The 25,120-nt window shown below is 59.9% G+C and carries 24 protein-coding genes and 4 pseudogenes; 11 read left to right on the forward strand and 17 right to left on the reverse strand.

Translation table 11 applies throughout. From position 1 onward, the window contains the following. Nucleotides 1-49 precede the first annotated feature (49 nt). The 3 genes from NKH50_RS26520 to NKH50_RS26530 all read right to left on the reverse strand — a co-directional run bounded on the left by NKH50_RS26520 (nt 50) and on the right by NKH50_RS26530 (nt 3,836). Entirely contained in the window at nt 50-2,092 is a 2,043-nt protein-coding gene (locus NKH50_RS26520; protein ID WP_352882005.1) for a hydantoinase/oxoprolinase N-terminal domain-containing protein, read from the reverse strand. A gap of 160 nt (nt 2,093-2,252) precedes the next feature. Then, nucleotides 2,253-3,065, reverse strand: a complete 813-nt coding sequence (locus NKH50_RS26525; protein ID WP_352882007.1) for an SDR family NAD(P)-dependent oxidoreductase — start codon at nt 3,063-3,065, stop codon at nt 2,253-2,255. A 9-nt stretch (nt 3,066-3,074) separates the two neighbouring features. Continuing rightward, nucleotides 3,075-3,836, reverse strand: a complete 762-nt coding sequence (locus NKH50_RS26530) for an SDR family NAD(P)-dependent oxidoreductase (protein ID WP_352882009.1) — start codon at nt 3,834-3,836, stop codon at nt 3,075-3,077. Between the two features lie 320 nt (nt 3,837-4,156). Between NKH50_RS26530 and NKH50_RS26535 the strand changes: the two genes are divergently transcribed. Both NKH50_RS26535 and NKH50_RS26540 read left to right on the forward strand, forming a co-directional pair. Next, entirely contained in the window at nt 4,157-4,378 is a 222-nt protein-coding gene (locus NKH50_RS26535) for a tautomerase family protein (RefSeq protein WP_352882011.1), read from the forward strand. A gap of 108 nt (nt 4,379-4,486) precedes the next feature. Further along, a complete protein-coding gene (locus tag NKH50_RS26540; protein ID WP_352882013.1) occupies nt 4,487-5,734 on the forward strand; it encodes a M24 family metallopeptidase in 1,248 nt (415 codons plus the stop codon). 816 nt (nt 5,735-6,550) lie between these two features. Here the strand turns inward: NKH50_RS26540 and NKH50_RS26545 are convergent. Next, nucleotides 6,551-8,110, reverse strand: a pseudogene (locus tag NKH50_RS26545) (ISL3 family transposase). 464 nt (nt 8,111-8,574) lie between these two features. On the opposite strand from NKH50_RS26545, the gene NKH50_RS26550 reads away from it, so the two are divergent. The 4 genes from NKH50_RS26550 (at nt 8,575) to tnpC (ending at nt 11,403) form a co-directional block, all read left to right on the forward strand. After that, the gene (locus tag NKH50_RS26550) at nt 8,575-8,880 is read left to right on the forward strand and encodes an enoyl-CoA hydratase/isomerase family protein (protein WP_352882015.1); all 306 of its coding nucleotides are present in this window, start codon (nt 8,575-8,577) and stop codon (nt 8,878-8,880) included. A gap of 48 nt (nt 8,881-8,928) precedes the next feature. Next, nucleotides 8,929-9,372, forward strand: a complete 444-nt coding sequence (gene tnpA, locus NKH50_RS26555) for an IS66-like element accessory protein TnpA (RefSeq protein WP_352882018.1) — start codon at nt 8,929-8,931, stop codon at nt 9,370-9,372. Continuing rightward, nucleotides 9,369-9,716, forward strand: a complete 348-nt coding sequence (tnpB, locus tag NKH50_RS26560; RefSeq protein WP_352882020.1) for an IS66 family insertion sequence element accessory protein TnpB — start codon at nt 9,369-9,371, stop codon at nt 9,714-9,716. The genes tnpA and tnpB overlap by 4 nt, the downstream gene beginning before the upstream one ends. Nucleotides 9,717-9,812: 96 nt before the next feature. Next, a protein-coding gene (gene tnpC, locus NKH50_RS26565) for an IS66 family transposase (protein WP_352882022.1) occupies nt 9,813-11,403 on the forward strand; the annotation gives its coding sequence in 2 pieces (ribosomal slippage) (nt 9,813-10,427 and nt 10,429-11,403; 1,590 coding nt in all). Here tnpC and NKH50_RS26570 read toward each other — a convergent pair. Together NKH50_RS26570 and NKH50_RS26575 are read right to left on the reverse strand one after the other, a co-directional pair. Beyond that, entirely contained in the window at nt 11,384-11,617 is a 234-nt protein-coding gene (locus NKH50_RS26570) for a DUF6429 family protein (protein ID WP_352882024.1), read from the reverse strand. The genes tnpC and NKH50_RS26570 overlap by 20 nt on opposite strands. A 289-nt stretch (nt 11,618-11,906) precedes the next feature. Beyond that, nucleotides 11,907-12,671 (reverse strand): SDR family oxidoreductase, encoded by a 765-nt coding sequence (locus NKH50_RS26575; protein ID WP_352882027.1) that lies wholly within the window; start codon nt 12,669-12,671, stop codon nt 11,907-11,909. A 411-nt stretch (nt 12,672-13,082) separates the two neighbouring features. Between NKH50_RS26575 and NKH50_RS26580 the strand changes: the two genes are divergently transcribed. Next, a complete protein-coding gene (locus tag NKH50_RS26580; protein ID WP_352882029.1) occupies nt 13,083-14,189 on the forward strand; it encodes a mandelate racemase/muconate lactonizing enzyme family protein in 1,107 nt (368 codons plus the stop codon). A 101-nt stretch (nt 14,190-14,290) separates the two neighbouring features. On the opposite strand, the pseudogene NKH50_RS26585 reads toward NKH50_RS26580, so the two are convergent. The 3 genes and pseudogenes from NKH50_RS26585 to NKH50_RS26595 form a co-directional block, all read right to left on the reverse strand. Beyond that, a pseudogene (locus NKH50_RS26585) lies at nt 14,291-14,466 on the reverse strand (transposase); the annotation flags it as partial. Continuing rightward, the gene (locus tag NKH50_RS26590) at nt 14,457-14,969 is read right to left on the reverse strand and encodes an SDR family NAD(P)-dependent oxidoreductase (RefSeq protein ID WP_352882031.1); all 513 of its coding nucleotides are present in this window, start codon (nt 14,967-14,969) and stop codon (nt 14,457-14,459) included. The pseudogene NKH50_RS26585 and the gene NKH50_RS26590, both read right to left, overlap by 10 nt. A 116-nt stretch (nt 14,970-15,085) precedes the next feature. Beyond that, nucleotides 15,086-15,356 (reverse strand): annotated as a pseudogene (locus tag NKH50_RS26595) (IS66 family transposase); the annotation flags it as partial. A 216-nt stretch (nt 15,357-15,572) separates the two neighbouring features. Here NKH50_RS26595 and NKH50_RS26600 point away from each other — a divergent pair. Next, nucleotides 15,573-16,664 (forward strand): IS5 family transposase, encoded by a 1,092-nt coding sequence (locus tag NKH50_RS26600; RefSeq protein ID WP_352882033.1) that lies wholly within the window; start codon nt 15,573-15,575, stop codon nt 16,662-16,664. Then, nucleotides 16,661-17,005: a hypothetical protein gene (locus NKH50_RS26605; protein ID WP_352882035.1), complete on the forward strand. Its 345-nt coding sequence runs from the start codon at nt 16,661-16,663 to the stop codon at nt 17,003-17,005. The genes NKH50_RS26600 and NKH50_RS26605 overlap by 4 nt, the downstream gene beginning before the upstream one ends. 63 nt (nt 17,006-17,068) lie before the next feature. Here the strand turns inward: NKH50_RS26605 and NKH50_RS26610 are convergent, their stop codons facing one another. The 6 genes and pseudogenes from NKH50_RS26610 to NKH50_RS26635 form a co-directional block, all read right to left on the reverse strand. After that, nucleotides 17,069-17,395: an NIPSNAP family protein gene (locus NKH50_RS26610; RefSeq protein WP_352882037.1), complete on the reverse strand. Its 327-nt coding sequence runs from the start codon at nt 17,393-17,395 to the stop codon at nt 17,069-17,071. A 367-nt stretch (nt 17,396-17,762) separates the two neighbouring features. Continuing rightward, nucleotides 17,763-18,764: an alpha-ketoacid dehydrogenase subunit beta gene (locus tag NKH50_RS26615; RefSeq protein ID WP_352882039.1), complete on the reverse strand. Its 1,002-nt coding sequence runs from the start codon at nt 18,762-18,764 to the stop codon at nt 17,763-17,765. Between the two features lie 6 nt (nt 18,765-18,770). Then, entirely contained in the window at nt 18,771-19,745 is a 975-nt protein-coding gene (locus NKH50_RS26620; RefSeq protein WP_352882042.1) for a thiamine pyrophosphate-dependent dehydrogenase E1 component subunit alpha, read from the reverse strand. Between the two features lie 388 nt (nt 19,746-20,133). Further along, entirely contained in the window at nt 20,134-20,841 is a 708-nt protein-coding gene (locus tag NKH50_RS26625; protein WP_352882046.1) for a class I SAM-dependent DNA methyltransferase, read from the reverse strand. Between the two features lie 1,123 nt (nt 20,842-21,964). Further along, nucleotides 21,965-22,212 (reverse strand): annotated as a pseudogene (locus NKH50_RS26630) (IS630 family transposase); the annotation flags it as partial. 87 nt (nt 22,213-22,299) lie between these two features. Next, nucleotides 22,300-22,572, reverse strand: coding sequence for a hypothetical protein (locus NKH50_RS26635; protein WP_352882049.1), 273 nt, complete (start codon nt 22,570-22,572; stop codon nt 22,300-22,302). Nucleotides 22,573-22,686: 114 nt separating this feature from the next. On the opposite strand from NKH50_RS26635, the gene NKH50_RS26640 reads away from it, so the two are divergent. Beyond that, nucleotides 22,687-23,127: an aminotransferase class III-fold pyridoxal phosphate-dependent enzyme gene (locus NKH50_RS26640; RefSeq protein ID WP_352882052.1), complete on the forward strand. Its 441-nt coding sequence runs from the start codon at nt 22,687-22,689 to the stop codon at nt 23,125-23,127. A 235-nt stretch (nt 23,128-23,362) separates the two neighbouring features. Here the strand turns inward: NKH50_RS26640 and NKH50_RS26645 are convergent, their stop codons facing one another. Together NKH50_RS26645 and NKH50_RS26650 are read right to left on the reverse strand one after the other, a co-directional pair. After that, complete coding sequence (locus tag NKH50_RS26645) at nt 23,363-23,815, reverse strand: type 2 periplasmic-binding domain-containing protein (RefSeq protein WP_352882054.1); 453 nt, start codon at nt 23,813-23,815, stop codon at nt 23,363-23,365. Nucleotides 23,816-23,862: 47 nt separating this feature from the next. Further along, nucleotides 23,863-24,207, reverse strand: coding sequence for a LysR family transcriptional regulator (locus tag NKH50_RS26650; RefSeq protein ID WP_352882056.1), 345 nt, complete (start codon nt 24,205-24,207; stop codon nt 23,863-23,865). Nucleotides 24,208-24,748: 541 nt separating this feature from the next. Here NKH50_RS26650 and NKH50_RS26655 point away from each other — a divergent pair. Beyond that, entirely contained in the window at nt 24,749-25,018 is a 270-nt protein-coding gene (locus NKH50_RS26655) for a hypothetical protein (protein WP_352882058.1), read from the forward strand. Nucleotides 25,019-25,120: the final 102 nt, after the last annotated feature.

Genomic DNA, 25,120 nt, shown 5'->3' on the forward strand with positions numbered 1-25,120 from the left:
AGAGCGCGCTCGAGCCTTAAAGGACCTGCAGCTGTACGCAACAAACAGGCTACACCGCAATCCTGGGGCGCCCCGAGGCAACCGCAACCACCTGTGCCTCAATGAAGAGGCGCTGGCCTTCCACGGTCGAAACCCGATATTCGGTGGTGACGTCGATCTCAGCACTGTCGGTGCCTGCATCCATTGCCGTGTGTGCAACAATAGCGCGGACATCGGCTTGGGCAGCCGCGATCGCCGCCGCCTCGTCGAGGAAATCGCGCACGGTTTCACCCGAGGCGAGACGAAACAGCCCTTCCTTGGGTTGGCTGACTTGTGCCTCGGCTGACACGCGCACCTGGCCGACGACGGCGCCGAGCGCATTGGCGACGTCAGTGTCCTCCGGCACCAGGCAATCATTGCCGACGAGGGCCCGCAGCCCGGCGTAGTGCAGCGGCGCCGAGGCGCCTAGGCCGATGACCGGGCGGTCGAGCGCGACGCTCAGCCGAGCGATGCCAGGATGCGCGTCGACGGCACGCTGCACCAGTGCGTGCGCTACCGCTGCGGCCCCATCGAGTCCGTCTTCGGTGAACGCGGTCTCAAGGATGACCTCGGCCGACCAGCGCGTCAGTGTCACCAGCACACGCTCCGAAATAACTTCCGGCGACACGGCGATGGGATGGCCACGGCCGTCACGCTTGCTGGCAAAAACTTCGGCGCCGATCCGGGCAGCCACCGGATCCCAGTTCGTCTGCTTACCCAGCAGATGCGCCGCGTCCGACGGGGTGAAGCCGCAAATGTGCACCAGCCCGCGCGAGACCAGGCGGTTGAGCGTCGCGTTCTGGGCGTTGGAGGTCAAAAGCTTGTCGATGGCGAGCGGCACGGCCCCGATCGCCTCGTATAGCCGCTCCTCCGGAGCGGTGAGGCCGGCCGCGAGCCTGTCTGGCACGCCGGTGCGCACCGCGAAGCGGCCGTCCATGCGGCCGGGGTTGGGCGCGCGCAGCTGCCGTTCGAGCTCCGACCTGACCGCGGCGCCATGCTCCATGCCGGCCAGCGCCAGCGGCACCAGGCGGCGCGGCCCCAGCAGGATTTTCGGGTTGAGCGCGCCATCCTCCAGCGTCACTTCGGAATCGCCGCCGAGGCCGTAGGTGCGCATGGCGACAGCCTCGACCATGGTGCGGAAACCACCGACAGTGGCGCCTTCCGGATCGAGCCGGGGCCGGCCCTGGTCCAGCACGGCGACGTCGGTGGTGGTGCCGCCGATGTCGGAGACCACCGCGTTGTCGAGCCCGGTCATGTGGCGGGCGCCGACCAGGCTGGCGGCCGGGCCGGACAGGATGGTCTCGATCGGCCGCTGGCGGGCAAACGCCGCCGACACCAGCGCGCCATTGCCGCGCACCACCATCAGGGGTGCCGCGATGTGGCGCTGCTTAAGAAAGCCTTCGGTGGCCGCCACCAGTCGGTCGATCATCGAGACCAGTCGGGCGTTGAGCAATGTCGTCAGCGCCCGGCGCGGGCCGCCGAGCTTGGCCGACAGTTCGTGACTTGATGTGACCGGCAGACCGGTCTTTTCGCGGATCAGCTCGCGGGCGGCAATCTCATGCGCCGGGTTGCGGGTGGCGAAATAGGAACACACGGCAAAGCCGGAGACCGAGGCGCTTAGCTCAGGCAATGCGGCTAGCAGTCCGGACAGGTCGAGCCCGGCGGTGTTGCCGTGCACGTCATGACCGCCGGGGCAGAAAACCACCGGATCGGTGCCTAGTGCGGCCTTCAGCCCGTCACGCGCAAGGTCGGCCTCTGAGAAGCCGATCATGACCAGCGCCACCCGGCCGCCCTGGCCCTCGACCAGCGCGTTGGTGGCAAGCGTCGTCGACATCGAAACCAGCTTGATCGCGGCCGGATCGGTGCCGGCCTTCTGCAGCACCGCGTCCACGGCGCCGGAAATACCGACAGCGAGGTCGTGCCTGGTGGTCAGCGCCTTGGCTTTGGCCAGCACCTTGCCCTTATTGGGCCCGTGCTGCGGGCCTTCCGTTTCGGACCACAGCACGGCTTCGGTGTAGGTGCCGCCGGTGTCAATCCCGAGGAACACCGGCTTGGGATTGATCTTTCTCCTCATCGCCGACAGCCGTTCGGCGGGAGTTCGATGGGCCCGTGCTGCAGCCGCAGCGCGGCAATCTTGCTCCCTTGAAAAGCGCACATTGGGCCGATGGGCATCCCCGCTTTTTCCAGCGAGCCAAACAACCCACCGCTACGCGTTCCAAGCCGCCGGCGCACCGTTATGCCTGGGCTTTCGTCAGCTTGGCCCGATACTCTTCATCCAAAATCGCTGGCAAGGAAATCTTTTTGGTGCGCGCGCCGTCGACGGATATCATTTCACCGCTCACAAAACTGGAATCGTCACTGGCCAGCCAGAGGACCGCATTAGCTATCTCCTTCGGAGCGCCAATCCTTCCCACCGGGTGAAGCTGTCCCAATTCCCGCTCAATCAAGCTTCGATCAGGGTGCATCTCTACGTATGCACGATTAAGATCAGTGTCGATCCAGCCCGGACAAACCGTGTTGACACGGATGCCGTCGGGCCCAAGGTCAACGGCCAGCCCGAGCGTAAGGCCGTGCACGCCGGCCTTCGAGGCCGCGTAGGCGGTATGCCATGGGTTGACCATGTACCCTTCGACCGACCCAATGTTGACGATGGCACCGGCGCCCTGACGCCTCATTTCCGGGACCACATATTTTGCCATCAGGAAAGGGCCGCGAAGATTGACCGCCATGAGCCGGTCCCACTCTTCGGCTGTCTGGTCATCAATGGACTTGTGCATGACCAGACCCGCATTATTGACCAGAATATCGATCCTGCCGAACTTCTGAAGGACCTCATCGACGAATGTGCGGATCGAAACTTCCTTGGTGACATCGAGGTAGAGAGAGGTAATCTCCTCGCCGCCATGGGAATCCGAAGAACGGTCGTCGCGCAGGTCACCGACGACAACGATGGCGCCTTCCTCGGCAAGCTTCTCCGCTATCGCACGCCCTATGCCTTGGTTGCCGCCCGTGACGATGGCAACCTTGCCTGATACCCGATTAACCAAAATATCCTCCTATCCTGCCGTGAAGCCGCCATCTATGGGAATTGCTACCCCGGTGATGTGCCTGGCGTCCTCGCTCGCGAGGAAAAGCGTCAAACTGGCAATTTCCTTGGGCGTCGCCACCCGGCCCTGGGGTATTGAATCGACGTTTCTCTGCAGGATTTCTGCTGCTGTAACAGGCTTGCTATGGGCCGAGACGAGCATTGGTGTATCGACGGCGCCGGGGCAGACCGCGTTAACGGTGATTTGCTCCTTGGCGTGATCAAGAGCCATGGCCCGTGTCATAAGAACGACCGCGCCTTTTGAAGCACAATATGCCACCAGCCCAGGGCAGCCAACCAACCCAACATTCGAAGCTATGTTGACGATGCTTCCGCCGCCGGTCGTGCGCATGGATTTCACGGCGGCGCGGCTGAAATAAAACACGCCGGTTACATTCGCGTCGAACGTCTGCCGCCAGTCGTCGTCCGTGGTATCGACGGCACTTCCCCGCCGGATAATCCCGGCGCTATTGACCAAAACGTCTACCCTTCCGAACCTCTCGACAGTGGACCTGATCACCTGGTCGGCAAATGAAGAGTCCGCCACATCACCCAGCATCAACAATGCCGTGCAACCCAGATTTTCAACCGCCTCCAAGGCTCGTCGACCCCGGTCCCGATCACGACCAACCAGTACCAGCGACGCCCCCGCTGTGCCGAAGGACTCTGAGACCGCTTCGCCTATTCCTGACGTTGCGCCCGTGACAATCACTATCTTCTTGGAATGCGTCATATGCCGATTGCCCGTAAAACGATTAGGCCTGGCGGGCAGCGCCGCCGGGCAGACTTCGTGATCTAGGGCCCCGCACCGGTCCTCCGCAAGCGACCAAAAAGTCATGCGCTGGACAAGCTGAAGTCATGACGCCTCCCAGCGGCAACTAGACCTAATCCCAGACCTGGGGCGAAGTCATGACCCCTGGTTATCCAGCCCCGCAGTAATACTCATTTGAATGAAGGTCAGCCGCTGCCTATAGCTCAATATCGCGGCGTTCTGCGTGGCCGCGCATGCTGCCTGGCTCGTGCTGCGATCCGCGAAAGTGGCCCTGACAAGCTATGATCAAGCTTATCCGCAGACCAATGAAGGAGCGGGCTATGCCGGTTATCCACATCGAAACGTTCAAAGCTGACGACGACAAGAAGGCAGAAATTGCGGCCGAGATCACCAAGTTGTTCTGCGAGAGGTCCGACCTGAAACCAGAACAGGTTCATGTGGTTTTTGATGAGTATGCGCCGAATAACTGGGCTACCGGCGGCAAGCTCTGGTCGCGGATGTAGTTTGTTCAGCGCCTGCAACTCCCAATGAAAAGCCCGCAACGTTGGCAATCCGAGTATGGTTGCATATCGGGATTTGCCACGCTGGGTTGGAACGTCGAAGAGAGATCCATGACCGATTTCAAAGTGATTTCACCAGATCCCGACGGGTTCCTTCTCCGGGACAACTGGAGCGATTTGCGACAGTTCCGGCAAATGCCGGAGATCGACTTCCAACGGCTCGACACCTACCGCAAGGACCGCCTGAAAGCTGCAATGCGCGACTCCGGTGTCGCCATGTGTGTGTTGGTGAGCCCCATCACAATCCGTTACGCGATCGACTACAATACCTTCCCCTTGTTCCAATCGCATATCCCGGTCACCTATCTCTTTTTGCCGTTGGAAGGGCCGATCACCCTTCATCAGGGTTACAGCCGCGGCTCATCCGCAGACCGGGCTAGAGCTGGCAGGCCCCTCTCGTTTTTCGAGGGCGGTTACGAACTGCCTGAAGCCGCGCGGCTCTTCGCCGACGACATTGTGGAATTCCTCAGTGAAATCGGCACCACCAACCGCAAGGTGGCGGTGGAATATGTCAACCCGAGCATTACCCAGGCGCTTATGCAGCGCGGGTTGGAAGTCATTGACGCCGTCGACATCGTCGAAGGGGCTCGCGTCATCAAGTCGGATGATGAAATCGCTTGCATCAGGTGGGCGTGTGCCGTTGCCGAGCACGGTATCGCGCGGATGCAGGAAAGCATGGGCCCGGGCGTCACGGAAGTGCAGCTCTGGGGCATCCTTAATTACACCAACCTGGCTAACCAGGGCGGCTGGCATGAAGGGCGTATGCTCGCGTCCGGACCGCGTATCAATCCGTGGCTTCAGGAAGCCACCCAGCGCTTCATTGAGCCCGGAGACCTGGTCGGCTTCGACACCGACATGGTCGGCCCATTCGGCTATTTCTGCGATGTTTCCCGCACGTTTTATTACGGAAAAGATCGGCCTAGCGCGCGGCAGCGCCAGCTTTATCGCTACGCCTATGATGAACTGCAGACCAACATGAAACTCATCCGCCCAGGCCTCAGTATGAGGGACTTGCAAGCGTTGGCTTGGCCGGTGCCCGAAGAATTCCACGAGCAGGCTTACACATGCGTGATCCACGGCGTCGGAATGTGTGATGAATATCCGCAGGTTAAACCAATCTTCAGAGGTCCCATCGCGTACGATGCGACACTCGAAGCCGGCATGGTCATTTGCGTTGAATCTTACATTGGCGCTGTGGGGGAATGTGATGGGGTAAAGCTGGAGGAGCAGGTGCTTGTGACGGCCGACGGCTATGAGTTGTTGTCAACCTATCCATTCGAAGAACGTCTGCTGGACTAGGTCCCGCGGAACAAATGGGCTTGGTCTGAATAGCTAACATGGGAGCACACGTACGGTCGTCTTCTGCGACGTGCGGCAAGTCAGGGAAGTACAATGGGGGAATTGGAGCTACGGATTGCAGTATATTAGTCGCAGAAGACGACCATCTTGCCTTCGATGTGCGCAATGCCTTTGTCAAGGCAGGCGTGAACGTCAGTTATCCAGTCGACACAATTGAGGACACACTTGATGTCGTTATGTCCTCGTCAACCATCGACGGTGCTGTCCTTAGCGTGAATCTACAAGGCGAAGAGACGTTTGCTGCGGCCGAGCACCTGCTGCGACGCCAAATACCTTCGTATTTCTGGTTGGTCACAACGCTTCCGATATTTCAGCCACCTTCAAACGTTGTTAAGCGGTGTGTGAAGCCGATTGATGCCACGTATCTGACAAACTTGGTGGCGTCGCTCATGCCGGCGAGAACCTAGATTCGATGTTTTCGCACGCGACATCCTTGGACACCTAATCGGGCCCCCTCTCCGTCCGCCCGCCTTGATCCATTGGCTGCGTAGAGTTCGCCGAACCTAGCTCTCAGCGATGCCACCTGTGACCGAAGCCTCACCCGAGCCCTTTATAGCGCGCTTGGATGTTATCCAGAGCCGCTCTAAGCCCCTTTTCGGCCGTCACTTTGGTGAACTCGGCATATTCTGGAACCGCCTGAATCCCCGCGACCGCGACCAGCTCGAGGTAATTGTGATTTTCATGGAATGAGGGCCCTGTTTGAGGGGTGCTTTTCGTCCAAACGGGGCTCTGACGCACTCTCGCTGCGGCGACAGCCTAAGTTGCACCGACGAGGCGCGCCTGGAGCAGATCAATCTTAGCGCGGCCGTACATTTGCCGCTTGATGAGTTTGAGCTTGGTGATCTGGCCTTCGGTCTCGCCATTCGACCACGGAGAGATAATGGCGTTGCGGACTGCGGCGATGTCCTTTTCTACCCCGTTTGCAAAAGAGCTGACAAGGCTTGCCTTTGCGCCCTCGAGCCAATCGTCCAGTTCTGCGATCCCCGTTGATCGGATCATCTGCTGAAAGTCGTCGATCAGCGTTCGCGCGGTGACCAGTTCGGGGACATTGCTCTCGATTGCCGCGATCAGTACACAGCGTCCGATTTGGACGGGTCGTCACGCGCCAGCGTCATGAGCCTGGCGATGCTTCGTGCCGAAGGCGTGCGGGCAAGTGCGCTTTGATCGGCCCTTTCAGCAAGGCGTCTGCGCCGCGCCCATTCAGAGACGACGCCGATCTGGCCACGAAAGCCTTTCTTACGCATTTCGCGCCAGGGTGCCGAAGCATTACGCGCGCCTTGGTCCCAGCGGCCGTCAAGCCAGCAAGGCCATTCCTCGAGCGAACTCTGCCGGACGCGGAACATATCGGAGCGCTGACCGCGCAGGACGCAGCGGACGAGCTTGCGGCTATGTCCGGTACGCTTGACGATCTGCTTGATCGGCACACCCTGCTTCGACAATTCCAGAATGGTCTCGTTTGTCTCTTGGCGACGCAGATATCCTTCATACTGCAGCCGCTCGGCATAGGTGAGAAGCTTTGGATCGATGATGGTGCTGCCGACGGTCTTTCGGATATGCCGCATGGATTTGCTGACTGCATCAAGGAAAGCGCGGCTGGCGTTTTCCATCAGATGCCAGCGGTCGGCCACCTGAGCGGCATGAGGCAAGGCCTTGGCGATCGCCTCGCCATATCCACCACCCCGATCGCGAGCGACAGTCACAATGGAAGGATGGTTCGCCAGCCAAGCCTGCGATGTCGCCTGTTCGCGATCAGGCAGCAATGTCACTGGCCTGCGGCGCTCAAGATCGCAGACAATCGTCCCGTATCGCTGACCGCGCCGGAATGCAAAGTCTTCAATGCCGATGATGGCGAGCTCATCACGCTTCTGTTCAGTCCCGCGGCGCACGACGCGCAACACGGTATCGTTGCTCACCGGCATCATGAGGCGATCGGCAAAGGCTGCGGCAGGCCTGCCCGCCAAGCGCGAGCCCCAAGTGATGAACGATCGTCTCAAGACGTCCGGTCCTTCGCGATAACGGAACCAAAATATCGGCGCCAAACCGCTCGGCAAAAATGCGCCGGCGGCAAAGAACGGCGTCGCACCAGAAACGGCGAACTGTCACTCGCAGGAAAACCCGCCGACCGGCGATCGGCAAATCGGCGGCTTGCCGAAGATATCGGCTCTGGGTGCGGAGTGAACTGGTCCCACAGCACGGGCACGTTGCCGAAAGCGCCGTAGCGCGCACGTCAAGAAATACAAAATCCGTGCCGATCTCAGCATGTTCGACGACGAAGCCCGCCGGCGCCAGTTTCGTCGACCCAAATCTCCGTTCCATCGCGCTGATTCCCCCTCGGAAAAATCGCCACATCAGCCGTCACTGCAGCGAGATTGAGTCTGACCCCCCTTTTACGCGAAAATTCGGGGTCCAGATTCCACGGTCATTGACAGACGAGCCTTGAGAGGAGTCCAGTTCTAACCTGACCATCCTGTACGCGGCATTGGCCACCGAACGAATGGCATTGTTACTCCGCATGGGAACGGAGCTGGAACGCATGCAGCTCCGCACGAGGGATTTCATAATCGAGATAAGCGAGAAAATCTCGGTGGACACACAAAACAAAGTCACTCGCCAGATTGCTTTTTTGCGCACTCTCAACGGGGAAATACGCACTATTGCCGGCATCCAAACCCGACCGATGCCCTGCGCCCGCGTGAAATCACTACCTCGGTGGAGAAGTATTCGCCGGCCAGTCTCGGGTTCCGGGCGCAAATAGCAATCCGACTTTACGGGAGAAAATTATGCATCAAATCACACCTGAGACTACGCATTATGAGCTTTCACTGTTTTGCGACGTCTCGATCGTCACTTCGGACATTCGGATGGGCTACGGAATGGTTCGCTATGGCATCGCCGGCCACTGCATGTTCATGCCATGGCTCGTGAACATGAAGGCAGCGAAGGATCTTCTACTGACTGGGCGGGAAGTTTCGGGCAAGGAAGCCAAGGACCTGGGTCTGGTGACCGAGGTTGTGGCCCCTGAGGAACTGCAGGAAGCCACCCGCCGGAAAGCAACGCTCATGGCGCGAATGCCGCGCGATAGTTAGCACCCGGTGAGGACCGCCTTGTTTGTGAGGAGGTGAAGCGCTGTTGTCGTGGTTGAATTCAATGACCACGATGCAAGCAGCGAGGATAGTCACGTGTCCATTCATCGGATGGAGATTGTGAGTGGGACAGGTCGGCGTCGGAGTTGGTCGACGGCGCTGAAAGAGCAGCTTGTCTCAGAAACGCTGGAGCCCGGGGTCACGGTGACCGAGGTGGCGCGCCGCCATGATCTCGATCGGTCGCTGATTTATCGCTGGCGTCGCGCCTTTGGGGTGAGACGCGCTCGTGCGGCCGGCGCCTTTCTGCCGGTTGAAGTCGTCGACGACGCCGTGGCAGCGACAGAATCTTCGCCGCCAAGGATGACCAGTGCTCCTGCGCCGGGCGCGGGGCGGATCGAGATCGAGTTCTCTGATGGCTATCTCGTGCGGGTCGACAATCAGGTCGATGGCAACGCTCTTGCCCGTGTTCTGCGGGTTCTGGCGCGCCAAGGATGATTCCGGTCCCGACTGGCGTTCGGGTGTGGCTGGCCACTGGTCACACCGACATGAGGAAGGGCTTTCCGTCGCTGGCTCTGCAGGTCCAGGAGGTGCTCAAGCGCGACCCGCTGGGTGGCCATTTATTCTGCTTCCGCGGCCGCAGGGGTGATCTTTTGAAGGTCATCTGGCACGACGGCCAGGGGGCATGTTTGTTCACCAAACGGCTGGAGCGGGGACGCTTTTTGTGGCCATCGCCGGCCGACGGTGTGGTAGCGATCTCGGCGGCTCAGATGGGTTATCTTCTGTCCGGAATTGATTGGCGAAACCCGCAGGAAACCTGGCGTCCGACGTCGGTCGGTTGACGATTTTGGGTTTGAAGTTGCTGGCGGATATGATTCACTTGCGTTGTGAAAATCGCCTCTGAATCGCTCCCTACAGACCTTGCTAGCGCCCATGCGATGATCCTCGCCGAGCGGGCCGCGCGCATGGAGGCGGAGGCCGTTGCGGCGCGTGCTCAAGCGGTGAACTCCTCGACAGAAGCGTTGATCGCATACCTCAAGCTGGAGATCGAGAAGCTGCGGCGCGAACTCTACGGCAGCCGCTCGGAGCGCAAGGAACGGCTCCTGGCGCAGATGGAACTGCAGCTGGAGGACCTCGAGGCGGCCGCGACAGAGGATGAGCTGACCGCCGAGAAAGCGGCGGCGCAGACGCAGTCGGTCAAATCGTTCGAGCGCAAGCGGCCGTCGCGCAAGCCGTTCCCAGAGCACCTGCCGCGCGAGCGCGTCGTCATCGCCGCGCCCGAAAGCTGTCCCTGCTGCGGATCGGCGAAACTGTCGAAGCTGGGCGAGGATGTGACGGAGACGCTGGAAGTGATCCCGCGCCAGTGGAAGGTGATCCAGACGGTGCGCGAAAAGTTCTCGTGCCGGGAATGTGAGAAGATCACGCAGCCGCCGGCCCCCTTCCACGTAACCCCGCGGGGCTTCGCCGGCCCGAACCTTTTGGCGATGATCCTGTTCGAGAAGTTCGGTCAGCATCAGCCGCTGAACCGGCAGAGCGAACGATACGCCCGCGAAGGGCATCGATCTGAGCGTGTCGACGCTGGCCGACCAGGTCGGCGCCTGCACGTTGGTGCTGCAGCCGCTGCATGCGCTGATCGAGACCCATGTGCTTGCCGCCGAGCGGCTGCATGGCGACGACACCACGGTGCCCATCCTGGCCAAGGGCAAGACGGCCACCGGCTACATCTGGACTTATGTCCGTGACGACCGGCCGTTTGGCGGAACCTCGCCGCCGGCCGCGCTCTACTACGCTTCGCGTGATCGACGACAGGATCACCCCGAGCGCCATCTACAAGACTTCACCGGCATCCTGCAGGCCGACGCCTATAGCGGGTACAACACGCTTTACGATCCGTCGCGGGCTCAGGGACCAATCACACCGGCGCTGTGCTGGGCCCATGCGCGACGCCAGTTCTTCGAGCTGGCCGACATTGCCGCCAATGCGCGGCGCGGAAAGAAAGCGCCGGCGATCTCACCGGTGGCGTTGGAGGCGGTGAAGCGCATCGACGCGCTGTTCGACATCGAGCGCGACATCAACGGCCTCACTGAGGAGCAACGGTTGGCGGTTCGCCAGGAAAGAAGTGCCCCACTGTTAATGAAGCTCGAAGAGTGGCTGCGTGAGGAGCGCTCCCGCCTGTCGCGCTCGGCCTCGGTCGCCAAGCCGATCGACTATATGCTCCGGCGGTGGGGCCGCTTTGCCCGCTTCATCGAGGACGGCCGGATTTGTCTTACGAACAATGCCGCCGAACGGGCGCTGCGCGGTTTTGCCCTCGGTCGAAAGTCGTGGCTGTTTGCCGGCTCCGAACGCGGCGCTGCCCGGGCGGCGGCCATGGCGACGCTGATCATGACGGCGAAACTCAACGACGTCGATCCGCAGGCCTGGCTGGCCGACGTCCTCGCCCGCATTGCCGATACGCCGCAGAACCGGCTTCATGAACTGCTTCCGTGGAATTGGCAGTCCCGCCAGATCCTTATGGCCTCGGCCGCGTGAACAGCGCGCGGAACAGTTCCTCCGACCGCTGAAGACCTTCGTCCGTCAGGACCAAGGACTTCGCCTTGTTCACAGGGTCTGCAATCAGCCCCTTCCGATGCAGCCGATCCGTCACATCCCAATCACAGCTCTTCCAGGCGCATCGTTCATTGTGCAGCGTCAGCCAAAGCAGCGCCAAGACCGCATCATCGATCTTGTCCGTGTCGATCTCCATCCGCCCAGTCTAGCACAGATCACCCGTCTGCCGCGGCCCAGACCGGATGGTTACGCGCGATATGAAACGGATGCACAAGATGTACCTCAATTCGTGTTTACGAAATGCAAGGGCTCAAGAGCGCTGCGATCGATTCAAGGAAAGCCCGTCAACTCTCTCAGCTGCGTCAACCAAGGGCTCCGGCTCAGAACGATCGCGAATAAAAGCATGCGGTTGAACGGCCGAGATTGATGACGGTGCTGTTTGCGTTGGCTTCGTTCATGCGACGGCTCCCAGTGCGACGAATTGTTCAGACGGTTGCACTCAGCCCGCCATCGATGACGATCAAGGCGCCGCTGACATAGGCCGCGCGGGCGCTGGCCAAGAATGCAGCAACTGCTGCGAATTCCGAGGGATCGCCAAGGCGTCGGGCTGGGGTCCTATCCTCGAGCGCTCGGATGGCTTTGGCATGGTCGCCGATTCGATTGGCTTCATGATTCGCGGTGCTGTGTGCTCCAGGAGCGAGCACGTTTACTGTGATGCTCTCCCCTGACAATTCTTGTACGAGCGTGTGGCAGTAGGGCACTAGCCCTGCTCGTGCGACACCCGACAGCGCGAAATGTACCGGGGTCCGTACAATAGCCTCGGAAGCGACCATCAATATTCGCCCCGCCCGCGAGCGCCGAAGATATGGCAAGGCAGCCGTAATTAGATTTATCGAAGGTAAAAGCACTCGGTCAAACGCATCGTCGAAATCCTTAGGCGTCATGGCCGACGGTGGCCCGGCAGAAACGCCGCCGCAATTCGTCACCAAGATGTCGATACACCGAAAATGCTCTGCTGTTTCGGTAACCCAAGCTGCTGCATCCGCACAGTCAGTTACATCGGTCGCGCGCGCCAGCACCTCGGCGCCTTTGCTGCGCAACCGATCCACTGCTCTTTCTAGGCGCCCCGGATCCCGCCCGCAGATGGACAGGCGGCAGCCTTCATTGGCTAACTCCTCCGCTGTGGCCAAACCTAAGCCGCTGGAGGCGGCCGCGACCATTGCCACCTTGCCGTCAAGCCCTAAATCCATTCTTGCCTCCGACTTAATATCACCACGCTTCTTAGCACCGTTGCAGGCGGCTAAGCATGTGCCGTGCCAAACGAAAAACTCCGCTCAAACAGTGGGATAGCTCTGCTGATAAAACTTCGGTTTGCCATAGCCATGCATGATAACTACACAAATGTACCGAATCCGACGTTATTCCGCCGTCCTTCCGATAGGTGATCGGTCGCCTTACGGTTCTGAAGACAGCGCTGGGTAAAGCAACTTAAAGGTTTTGCCGCAGGCGAATTAGTCGTGCACAATATCGGTCGCAGCGTCCCCCGTGGGCAGATATTGTCACGGCACAACACGATTTTCTGCCGAAGGGGCCGGCGGCAAGATCGTTGTGCTCGTGCCCTGACGTCCAAACCGACGCTTCACTTAAAAAGCGAGATAACCATGAAGATCACGGAAATCCACGTCTACGCACATGACCTGCCGGTCAAGAACGGCCCCTATGTTATGGCCAATGCCAAAGTCTGGGCACTGGACACCACGCTGGTCAAGCTGGTCACCGACACAGGCCTCGTCGGCTGGGGCGAAACCTGCCCCGTCGGCCCAACCTATCAGCCGCACCACGCCAGGGGTGCCCGCGCCGCGCTGGCCGAGATGGTCCCGGCGTTGATCGGCGCCAACCCACTTCAACCTTTGCTACTGCGGCGGCAGATGGATGGCCTGTTGAACGGGCATCGCTATGCCAAGGCGGCCATTGATATCGCGGCCTATGACCTGACGGGTAAGGCTTATGGAGTGCGGGTGGCCGACCTTCTGGGTGGGGCTATCACCGAAAACGTGCCCTCCTACTATGCCACCGGCATGGGCGAGCCCGACGACATCGCCCGAATCGCAGCTGAGAAAGTGGCCGAGGGCTATCCGCGCCTGCAAATCAAGATCGGCGGCCGTCCGGTGGAGGCGGATATCGCCGTCCTCCGCAAGGTCTGGGAGGTGATCCGCGGCAAGGGGGTGGGTCTGGCCGCCGATGCCAATCGCGGCCTTACGACTCGTGACGCGCTGCGGCTTTCCCGGGAATGCCCGGACATTCCCTTCATCATGGAACAGCCCTGTAACACTCTGGAAGAGATCGCCGCGATCCGGGGGAAGGTCCATCACGGCATCTATATCGACGAGAATGGCGAGGATCTGGCCATCGTCATCCGTGCCGCGGGGACGGGCCTTTGCGACGGATTCGGCATGAAGGTCACGCGGATCGGCGGGTTGCATGCCATGGCCACCTTCCGTGACATCTGCGAGGCGCGCAGCATGCCCCATACCTGCGACGACGCTTGGGGTGGGGATATCATCGCCGCCGCCTGCACCCATATCGGCTCCACGGTCCAACCCCGACTGCTGGAAGGCGTTTGGCTGGCCGAGCCCTATATCGAGGGAACCTATGACCGCGAGGGCGTAAAGGTCGTGGGCGGCCACATCAAACTGCCCGAAGGGCCGGGCCTTGGGGTCGTGCCGGAAGATGGCATGTTCGGAGAGCCCGAATTTTCCGTCGGCTGAGTTTCTCAACGCTTCAAAATGAACTTTGGCAACTCCTGACAGTCCAGCCCTTTTGTGAGATGCCCTACCATGAAGATGGTGCCTTTGGTTCTATTACTAGTGTGGCGCATTCGTCCGTGGCCGGTCCTGGTGATGGCGCCGCGCCTGATTGTCTTGTCACTCGAGCACTTGCCAGGAATAAGACCGAGTGCCCATGACCTGGCATGGGCTCTCGAACCGATTCACGTCGTCGCCCTCCGTGACGAACGACGAATGTCACGGCGACGATTAGATCGACCCTACCGCTAGGCCCAGCGTGAGACCGTGCACGCCGGCCTTGGTGGCGGCATAGGCTGTATGCCAGGGGTTGACCATAAAGCCCTCGACCGACCCGATGTTGACGATCGCGCCCGAGCCGATGCGTCTCATTTCCGGAGCCACATACTTGGCCATAAGAAACGGTCCACGGAGATTCACCGCCATGAGCCGGTCCCAATCGTCGACAGTCTGCTCGTCAATGGACTTATGCACGACGATACCAGCATTGTTGACCAGGACATCGATCCTGCCAAACTTCTGCAGGACCTCGTCAACGAAAGCACGAACCGAGGTCTCCTTCGTGACATCAAGAGGCAAAATCGCGAGACTCTTAAGGCTGCTGACAGGAGGGGAGCGCTCGTCAATCAAGTCGCCGATGACAACAACTGCCTCTTCTTCAGCGAGCCTCTCGGCAATCGCCCGCCCAATGCCTCGATTGCCGCCGGTGACGACCGCGACTTTGCCTGAAAGCCGACTCCCCACAGATCCCTCCTATCCTGCCGTGAATCCGCCATCGATTGGAACAGCAACGCCCGTGATGTGCCTAGCTTGCTCGCTCGCGAGAAACATTGTCAAGCTCGCAATTTCCTTGGGTGGCGGGTCATGAATGTGGCCGGCGACGTCTTGCCGCCGGCCTGGATCGGCACGGTGGTATCGTCGCCGTGCCCGCGCCGCTGGCGGCCACAGCACATTGGCCTGGATCAAGAGCGTGAAGCGGTTGCAGAACGGCCGTGGAGGCCCCGCCTTGGTCGGCCAACGCCGATACGCTGAGACGGATGCCTTCGCGGGCATAGCGTTCGCACTGGTGGTTTGATGGAGCGGCTGATGCTGGCCGACCTCCTCGAACAGGATCGCCAGCAGGTTCGGCCCGACTCGCGCGGTTTTTGCTCGGGGCGGCTTGCGCGAGGACGGCTTGCGCGAGGGCGGCTTGCGCTCGAAAATTTGACATCTCTCCTCTTTGCCGCCGCTTTCTCGTCGTCAGCTGGTCCTCAGTGGCCGCCGCCTCTAGCAGGCCGTTGAAAAAGCCGCTCGCCGTCGAGTGACGATCATGATTCATTTGCTCCGAAGGGATTCGGAGGATGGCGCATGCGGGGCAACGACGATCGGACCGGCTCGCTTTTCAGCTATGTGGATCTGGAGGTGCGGGTTCGCCAGAACCATCCGTTGCGCACGATCCGCCATATGGTGAACGAGGCGCTTTTGGCGCTGGCGGACGATTTTGCGGCGCTTTACTCGCCGATCGGGCGACCGTCGATCCCGCCGGAGAAGTTGTTGCGGGCGATGCTTCTGCAGGCGTTCTATTCGATCCGTTCGGAACGGCTTCTGATGGAGCGGCTGGAATACGATCTCCTGTTCCGCTGGTTTATCGGCATCGGCGTCGATGATGCGGCGTGGGATCACTCGGTGTTTTCGAAGAATCGGGACCGGCTGCTGGAAGGCGACATCGCGGCGAAGTTCTTAGGCGCGGTGCTGGCGCAGCCCAGAGTGAAAAAGCTTCTCTCGAGCGATCACTTCTCCGTCGACGGCACTCTCATTGAGGCCTGGGCATCGATGAAGAGTGTCAAGCCGAGGGATGGGGCGGGCGAGCCGCCGGAAAATGGCGGCGGCCGCAATGCGGAAGCCGATTTCCATGGCCAGAAGCGGACGAACGAGACGCATGCCTCGACCACCGATCCCGATGCCAGGCTCTACAAGAAGGGGAAAGGAAAGGAGGCGAAGCTGTGCTTCATGGGACACGGGCTGATGGAAAACCGCCACGGCCTTTTGGTCGACGCCTGCCTGACATTGGCCAACGGCCATGCCGAGCGGGTGGCGGCACTGCACATGATCGAGCCGCCTGCGGACCGGCCGCGGGCCATCACGCTCGGCGCCGACAAGGCTTATGATGCGGAAGACTTCGTCAACGAACTGCGCTCGATGAAGGTGACGCCGCATGTGGCGCAGAACACGAGCGGACGTCGTTCGGCAATTGACGGGCGCACCACGCGCCATGGCGGCTTTGTCGTCAGCCAGCGGATCAGAAAGCGCATCGAAGAGGCGTTCGGCTGGATCAAGACGGTCGCCGGACAGGACAAATCCCGGTTCCGTGGCCGCGACCGCGTCGGCTGGGCCTTTACCTTCGCGGCCGCCGCCTACAATCTGGTGCGGCTGCCGAAGTTGTTGGTGGTGCCAATATGACCACGCCCGCAGGCTGCCAACTGATCGGCCGCTGGCGCATCGTCGAGGCCGATCTGTGGGATCGCGATTATCTCGACCTCGATGGACCCGCCACGATCACCATCAGCGCCGGCAACCACGGCGAGATCGCCTTCGGCGCCATGCAGGCATCCCTCGAACTCGGCTACGGCCCGTCGATGGTCTTCTTCACATGGGTCGGATTCGACGAAATGGACGAGGTCACAGGCGACGGCCATGCTGAACTGCTCGACGACGGCTCCATCGAGATCACCTTCGTCTATCACAACGGCGACGAGGCAATCCTCAAGGCCAAACGGGACACTTCTTCAACGGCCTGCTAGATCCTCCAGCTGCAGCGCCAATTGCGCGAGCGTGACAGAGATCAGAGCGTGAGCTCGCCTGCACTACCGTATGAGCCACTCGGACTTGACGAAAGCTGGGCGCTTCAACGCAATCGACCGGCTCGTTGACAGCGGACCGTCTTGCTCGGTGCGTGCCGCGATTTCTTTCCATTCAGGCGTTTCGACAAACTGCTGCCAACTGATGCTCGCCGCCTTCTCGTCAGACCACTCGACGGCATACCAGATTTCGCCGCTCTCCGGCGCTTCCCAAAAGTCGATAAGTGCAATTCCTCTCTTCTTGAAGAGCGGCAAGCTATCACGAGCAAACCGCTCTCGCATCTTATCCTTCATCCCCAAGGTCGGTACGTAATGCCGCAATTCATAGATCATAGATCAGCCTCGGCCTTTTTTCACTTCTGCTGGCTGCGGCACGGCAGCCCCTGCGCGGAATAGGGTAGGCAGTCGCATAGCCGATAGCGGCAAAGCTAAGATTCTGCGTCGAAAGGGGTAAACACCGTGCATTCTGACCGACGGAGCTGAGCTTACTCCGGAGCTTCGAGGTCGGCAGCTGTTGCCGCGCAACGGAACCTGATGGCAGCGACGGCGGCAAACCCCACGGAATATGACTACAACGTGGCTCATGAACCTCATCTCCGACATTCAACCAAAGAATATCTTAGCTTCCGGATTTCACTGGAGGATAGGAAGATGTCGATTGTCATTTTTGCTTTCCATTGTGTCGGAGTCTTCGACGATGTCAGAGCAGCCGCCGTACGGCAGCGATGATGTGGTCCTGCGTCGGGAAGAAATCCTTTTCGAGGGCCGGACTGAAGGGGACGTGAATGTCCGGAGCGCTAAGGCGGAGGATCGGTCGCTTCAACAGATCGAAAGCCTCTTCCGCCATCACCGCGGCGATTTCACTTCCGACGTTGCAGACACGGTGCGCGTTCTCGACGATCACAAGCCGCCCGGTCTTGGCGACTGACGTTTTGATGGCCTCATGATCGAGCGGCTTCAACGTACGTGGATCGATCACTTCGACCGAAATCCCTTCCTCGGCGAGCGCGCTGACAGCTTCCATCGTCGGCCGAATGACACCGGCAATAGCGACAAGCGTTACGTCTTCTCCTTCGCGCTTCACATCCGCTTTGCCAATCGGGATTAGATGGTCCGGATCTGTGGGCACATCGCCCTTGAGCGGCCACAGGCGGGTGTCTTCGAAGACCATTACGGGATCGCCGTCGCGAATGGACGATTTCATAAGCCCCTTGATGTCGGCAGCGCTGGTCGGGCTGATGATCTTGAGGCCAGGTACATTCATAAAAAACGGATAAGGCCGATCGGCATGCTGCGCCGCCAGGGACCCCAGCGAGGACATACAGCAACGAAACACAATCGGAATGTCGATCTGGCCTCCAGTCATATATCGCAATTTCGAGGCCTGGTTGATGATCTGATCCGAGGCGAGATAGACGAAGCTGGCACCTGAGAGGTCTACGATCGGCCGCAATCCGTTGATGGCAGCCCCGATTCCGAGGCCGGTGAAACTGCCTTCTGAAATCGGCGTGCTCCAAATCCGGTTCTTGCCGAACCGCTCAATAAGTTTGGCGCCGCCATGAACCGAGAGCTCCTCTCCGATCAGGACGACGCGCTCATCACGATCCATTTCCTCCATCTGCGCCTGCACGAGCGCTTCAAAATAGGTCATCTGAATATGAGGGCCGGGCGTCGCGGCGAGTTTCTGGTCATCAGGTTCCATGTGGAATTAATTCCTCTCCAGCCCAGCCACGAAGCCGTGATGGCCTGCAAGGGGCGAGTTGAACATGTAATCGGGTAAGGTTTCGGGCCGAGGCATGGGGCTGGCCAAACCAAATTGTACAGCCTGCTTGACGTCTTCGGCGACTTCGTCCTCGATTGCTCTCAAACTGTTTTCATTAACGCCTTCTTCGAGGAGCACAGTGCGATATAGCAAAATCGGATCGCGGTCGCGTTTGTGAGCCTCGACTTCTTCAACCGATCGATAGGGCTCTCCCGGAATCACCAAGCCGAAATTGTGTTCATCGAACCGATAGGTGTTGGCTATTATGAGAGTCGGCCCCTCGCCGGCACGTGCTCGCGTGACGGCCTGCGCCGCAGCTTCATAGACGGCGCTCATGCTCTGCCCGTCAACCGTGGCCCCTGGCATGCCGTAGCCCACTGCCCGCAGCGCGATGTCCGGCTGCCCGTGGCTTTGTGCCACCGAGGTGGTCATTGCATAGCCGTTGTTCTCGCAGAGATAGATGACTGGAAGCTTCCACAGCGATGCCATGTTGAGACTCTCATGGAAAGTGCCCTGGTTCACCGCTCCATCGCCGAAGAAGCAAAGGCTAACCTGATCGACGCCTCGCACCTTGGCGCTGAACGCACACCCTGTGGCGAGAGGAATGCCTCCTCCGACGATACCCGATTCACTGATGATCCCGACCGAATTGTCTGCAACGTGCATTGAACCGCCGCGCCCCTTGCAGATGCCGCCCTCCTTTCCCATCAGCTCGGCCATGAGCCCATCCAGATGCGCACCCTTCCCGATCGGATGGCCGTGCGAACGATGCGTCCCCGTCATGGCATCATCGTCCCGAAGGGCGAGACATGCCCCTACGACAGCGGCTTCCTGACCCACGCTCGAGTGGAACCAACCAGGGATCTTGTCACGTTTGAACTGGCGCATACCCTCTTCGTCGAAACGACGAATGCGAAGCATCCGCCGATAAGCTTCTAGTCTCTGATCACGGTTTAGCTTCATGATCCAAACGATGCTCCAATATAACGGTAAATGAGCCCCTCCTGAGGTGGCATAGCGCGGGTTCTAATTTTCCCTATTATTCATGCACGCTCCTTGGTTATTTCGTACATCCGGCACAAGAGCCCGCCGATTAACTAGCGGGCGGCGCGATTGGATGGTAATAGGATTTACGAGAATTGCGGCTTTGCGGCCTCAGCGTTAACGGCCGCGGCGTTTTCAAGGATGTTTTGTGACGAAAGATATAGGGTCAGCCTTCCTGGCGCATGAACTCGCCCGGGCCGTCCGGGATGAGATTGATGCGTTGTATCGGCTGCCAGTTTCGACAGCAAGATTTGCGGTACCGTCGTCATAGCCTCGGTTCCTCTGGTGCGCTGGTCTTCTTGGGTACCTGGAAGACCCAATAGTGTGCGTCCTCTTCGGCGACGTATCTGCCGTCCCTTAGACACTGTGCCGGTATGAGGACGTCCTCTTCCTGCAGACGCCGCACCTGGTCTTCAAAGGATGTCGTCTCCGCATAGCTCTTGCGGGCGCTTATAATGACGAAGCCGTTCGGGCGGGTGACGCGAGCCAGCTCGCGCAACCCATCCGGTTGGACATGCCCGAGCGTGAAGACGCCGCAGCAGACCGTGATGTCATAGCTCGCGCTTGCGTGGTCGGAGAGCAGCCCGTTAAGGTCGACATCGCCTCGGACATGGCGATAGACACCGGTTTGCCGGGCCTTTTCGGCCATCTCTTCGGAGAGATCGAACCCGTCAATCAACCGGAAGCCGAGGCGTTCCAGTTCCACGCCGACGAGCCCTGTTCCGCAGCCAGCGTCCAGGATTGCGATGGCATTTCGCTGCCCGGCCAAATAGGCCGTCTGCACGGCGCCTGCCAGTTCCGCCACGATCATTGGCCCGCAGTACCCAACGCGACCCACATCCAGATCGAAGGCACTCGCCCATCCGCGATAGAGGTCGGCCAAGCGACCGGCGTCGCCATCGAGGGCATGGGATGCCTTGATGCGCTCTTGTACGGCTTGCTCCGGTGCTGTTTGCTGATCCAGGGTGTTCATAACAGTTCCTCCGTGTAAGGGCAGATGGGTGCGGCACCGCCTTCATGGGCGCGCAATGTGGCCGCGGCTGAAACTACGAACTCTTCCTTGCCACTATGCGGAAGCATGGTTGTTTGACCATGCGAAGGCGCCTGGACAGAAGGTAATCGGTTCGACGTCCTCTAGCGGAAACGTCCACCCTCTCGGCTTGACCGCCCGGCGGGATTGCTCAGCAATTCCTGACCTGGCTGCTGCCAGTCCTGCATCGACGTCACTCAAGATGGGTAGCAGAAAAAGAAGACGTTTTGGTATTCTAGAGACGACTGTACCAGCGGCATGCAGGAGAAAGAAGTTGATTTTTGAGAATTTTACGTGACGTTACATTACAATTTTGAGATATACGTGGTACGACAAGTTCATCTTCCGAAAATACGTTGACATCCATCGGCAACAAAACTGTCGCAATCCTTCCGCTTGAAGACGTTGTATTGAAAGGCAATCCGCAGGGGAGCCCGCCAGGAGACTTGGGAGCGTAAGTCAGTATCCTTGCGCGTCAATCTCAGATGCTGTTTTCGAGCTCTGGGGCAAACTGCAAGAGATGTCCCGATGATGCCACGGCGGCGACCTGGAAAGTACATTGGCATGTCGCGATGCCTTCGGGAGAGGACGGCGGGTCCTTGGCTCTCGCGCACACATGTCAGCAGCCGACCACGCTCCGTGCCCTTCGAAAAAATTCTTGTTGCACCAACGGGGCGTCCACACATGTCCATGATGACGATATCGGCCCGGCATCAGCACGGTGAGGAGGTGCTGCTCGACATAAGCGCGGAGCAATGGTCGTTAATCGGTCCGTCGAAGACGCAAGGTGCGGCGAGCCACCCAGCGCAATGTGCTGGGGAGGGGCAGCGTGCGCCAATAGCCGTGCAAAAGGCAGGCTGCGCAGCCGCTTGTGCTTCGGTTGTAGCGCGACAATCTGAATCGGAAAAACCACCGGCATACCCGGTCGACCGTGACCACAAGACGATGCCCGGAAGGGATCGCCGCCGGCGGCTTGAAACTCCGGTCGGGCTACGCCCTCCCTGCGTCTCAAGCCGCCGGCATTCTCATCCTGATTTTGACGCTGTGCTCTCACGTTGATTGCCGCGCCGCATTCGGTCCCCAACCGCGCAGTGGAGCCATGTTGGCATTGATCCAGCTCTCGTCGATGAAGCCCAGGGATCGCGCGTCGAGGCTAGCCTGCCGGACCGCTATCGTTGGCGCCTGCGAGCCATTTCGGCACGGGCCTGCTCAAATGCGAACAGCTCTTTTAGAGCTCAGGCCCTCACGTCGCAGGAACAGCCACACCGCGTTGTTCGAGACAGTTACCCCGCGTGCGGCCAACTCGTCCTTCAGCGACGCGGCGCCAAACCTGCGCAGCATGTGCCGCGTCAGCGGCTTCCTTCAATCCTACGGCTCACGGGATGAAAGATTCTAGCCCGTCTATTGAGCATCTGGTTTGGTGGGCGCTGAGCGGCGGACAGATGGCAGCGCGGCGGTATTTTTCACCGCGGCTGTGTCTGGAGTTGTGAACGCGCTGGAGGGGGTGGAAGCGGTCTGGTTCGTAAATGCGAAGCTTCCAGGGCTTCGCCTATAGCGGGTCTCGGCATAGAAACGCAGCGCATGCTTGCACTCGAGCGCGGGGTGGGCGTTGAAGAGCGACTGCTGCTGATAGCCCTGGACGACATCGAGCGTATCATCGATGTCGAGCGTCACCGTCTCGGGCGGCGCGGCAATAGCTCGACTGCGACTGCAGACGTGCTTTGTCGACAGGCGGCGTAGAGGGGCACCAGACTACTGGAAGCGACGATGAAATTCGCGCAGGCGTGAGTGGTTAAGAAGCGGACCCCGGCACAGTCGGAGAACGGAAGATGGTGTCTTTGGTACGCCCTGTCGATTTTGTATCCCGAATCAATCGGGGGGCAATTCAGGCGACTTCCAGACCATCTCGGCTCTCATTGGGCCGCACGTAAGGCGCCCCGCGCGCCGCCGGAGTTCATCCGCGGTCAGCGCGCTTTGTGCGATGCGCACGGTATTGTCCTGATCGCAGATGAGGTCCCGTCCGGCTTGACTCGCACCGGCCGGGTTTTCGTCATTCAGGGGGTGGAGGCGGTAGCGCTGGGAAAGAGTTTCGGCGGCGGACTCCCAATCGCCGCTGTCATCAGCGAGGCGGTGACCATGGACGCCGTGCCGCCGGGCGGACTCGCGGGCACCTATGCGCCCCCCCTTTGCATGCACAGTGGCACTTGCCGCGCTGCGTGCTCGCTTTGAATCGGGATCACGGCGTTCAGTCCCAGCATCAGGCCGACCGGCCGCACAGCAAATGCCGCGCCTTCGAGCGCCCCAGCTCCCATTTGAGATCGAGGATTCTGAACAATCCAAGCCCAGCAAACATTATCCCGAACCCGTGATGGCGACAGCCGCACCGCTATGCCTCCGGGTCATGCAAGGGCGCGCCGGGCGCGAGCCGTAACTGCAGCGTCCGCCCTTCGGCCGAGATCTTCCGTTAGTACTCACGCACCCGCTCGCCCCCCCGCGCGACGACGACCGGTTGGCGTTCCATCAGATAATATCCTGCCGGGGCGTTCAGGTCGAGGTCAGTAATCCTCACGAGCTTGCTTTCTTCGACCAAGTTCGCACCAGTCAGTGCCAGCCCACGGCAACGCCCTGACCAGCCTGGGGGGATTGCAAAATTACTCCTGGCGACTCCGGGCGCAGCATAGAACTTCCTGCCAGCCGGCCCAGCCCGGTTCGATCCATTCGACACGAGGGGAAGTTCGGGCAAGCACTTGTCCGTCGCGTCGTGGTGCTCTTGGGCGAAGGCGGGACCGCAGACCGGGTAGATGATGTCGCCAAATAATAGGTCCGCGCTCTCGTTAGGCCATGAGCCATAGCGGATGCGCAACTCTACCTCAGCGCGGCTATAGTCGCGCGAACTTTCGGAAATCACATAATCCATTGGAATTATCATCGTGCTGTGCCCCAAAGCGCGACATGCGCGCGATATCAGCCAGATCGGCGCGAATGCATCGGTGGAGGCAATCGTGACATCCGGGAACGACCGCTGTGTTTAATGGTCGTGACGACATCGGACGCCTTGGAAAAAATGCTTGCGAGCTCGGTGTAGAGGTCTTGGCCCGCGCTGGTAAGCACCACGCCGGTTCCTCGCCTTACAAACAGCGGAACACCAAGCGCGTCCTCAATGACTTTGATCTGCTGACTGATCTCTCCCGATGTCAAGTTCAGCTCGGACGCTGCAAGCTCAAGCGAAAGATGGCGTGCCGATGCCTCGAATACCTCAAGGGCAGTGAGGACAGTGAGGGACAGGAGATCATAATAGCGATGGGCCATTGAACACTCCAATCAATCGGCAATCGCGAACCGAACGACCGGGTATCCGTCGTCCTCTGGCCCATAAAGGACTGCCGCGCGTCGGCACGCGCTAAAGCCGAGGGACTGAATGGTCATCAGCTGGCTCCGTGACGTAACTCGGCCGTCCGCCGTGACCCATGCAAGTTGCGTGCCGGGTGGCGGACCGTTCTGAGTTGCACCACTCGTCCATATCGACAGGCCGCCCGCCCGACCGTTTCGGCCGCGCGAAAACGTCGATGCGATCTTGGGGCAGGTCACGCCGCTTGACCATAGCGCCGGCCCGGCCCCCATTCTTTTGGTTGGGCTTCCGACATTGTGTCCAACTTCAAACAAAGAAGGTTTGCGGAATTCTTCCGGCGACGCCTCGTCGCGGCCAAAGCAATGTGATTGCCTTAATTCAATTGGCGGGGCGCTTGCTCCAGATTCTTGTGGCCCAGAGAGAAGGATCTACAAGCGTCTGCCTGGCCTGACCAAAGAATTTCGAGAGCAAGCTTACAGCTGCGTTATCCACGGAGTTGGGATGTGCGATGAATATCCGCAAGTTAAATCATCATTCCGTGGCCCGGTCACGTACGACGCGACACTCGAAGCAGGAATGTTGATATGCATTGAAAGCCATTTTGGCGCTGTCGGCGAAAGAGACGGGGTAAAGCTGGAGAAGCAGCTGCTTGTGACCTCCAACGGGTATAAATTGCTAACCTACCCCTTTGAGGAGCGTCTATTGGGAATACCTCTACCGAAATACTATATAGATCGGAATATTGCCCGGATATGCCACCCTGAAACATAATTCAACAAGGCTATGACGATACCCTCCGGCGAAGGCCGCCTTGCGAGAGGACGGCACGGTAGCGAGGCTGCGCTCTTAAGGTCGCCCTTACGAGCGAAGTTA

This window comes from Mesorhizobium sp. M1027, from assembly GCF_040318745.1.
GTDB lineage: Bacteria > Pseudomonadota > Alphaproteobacteria > Rhizobiales > Rhizobiaceae > Mesorhizobium.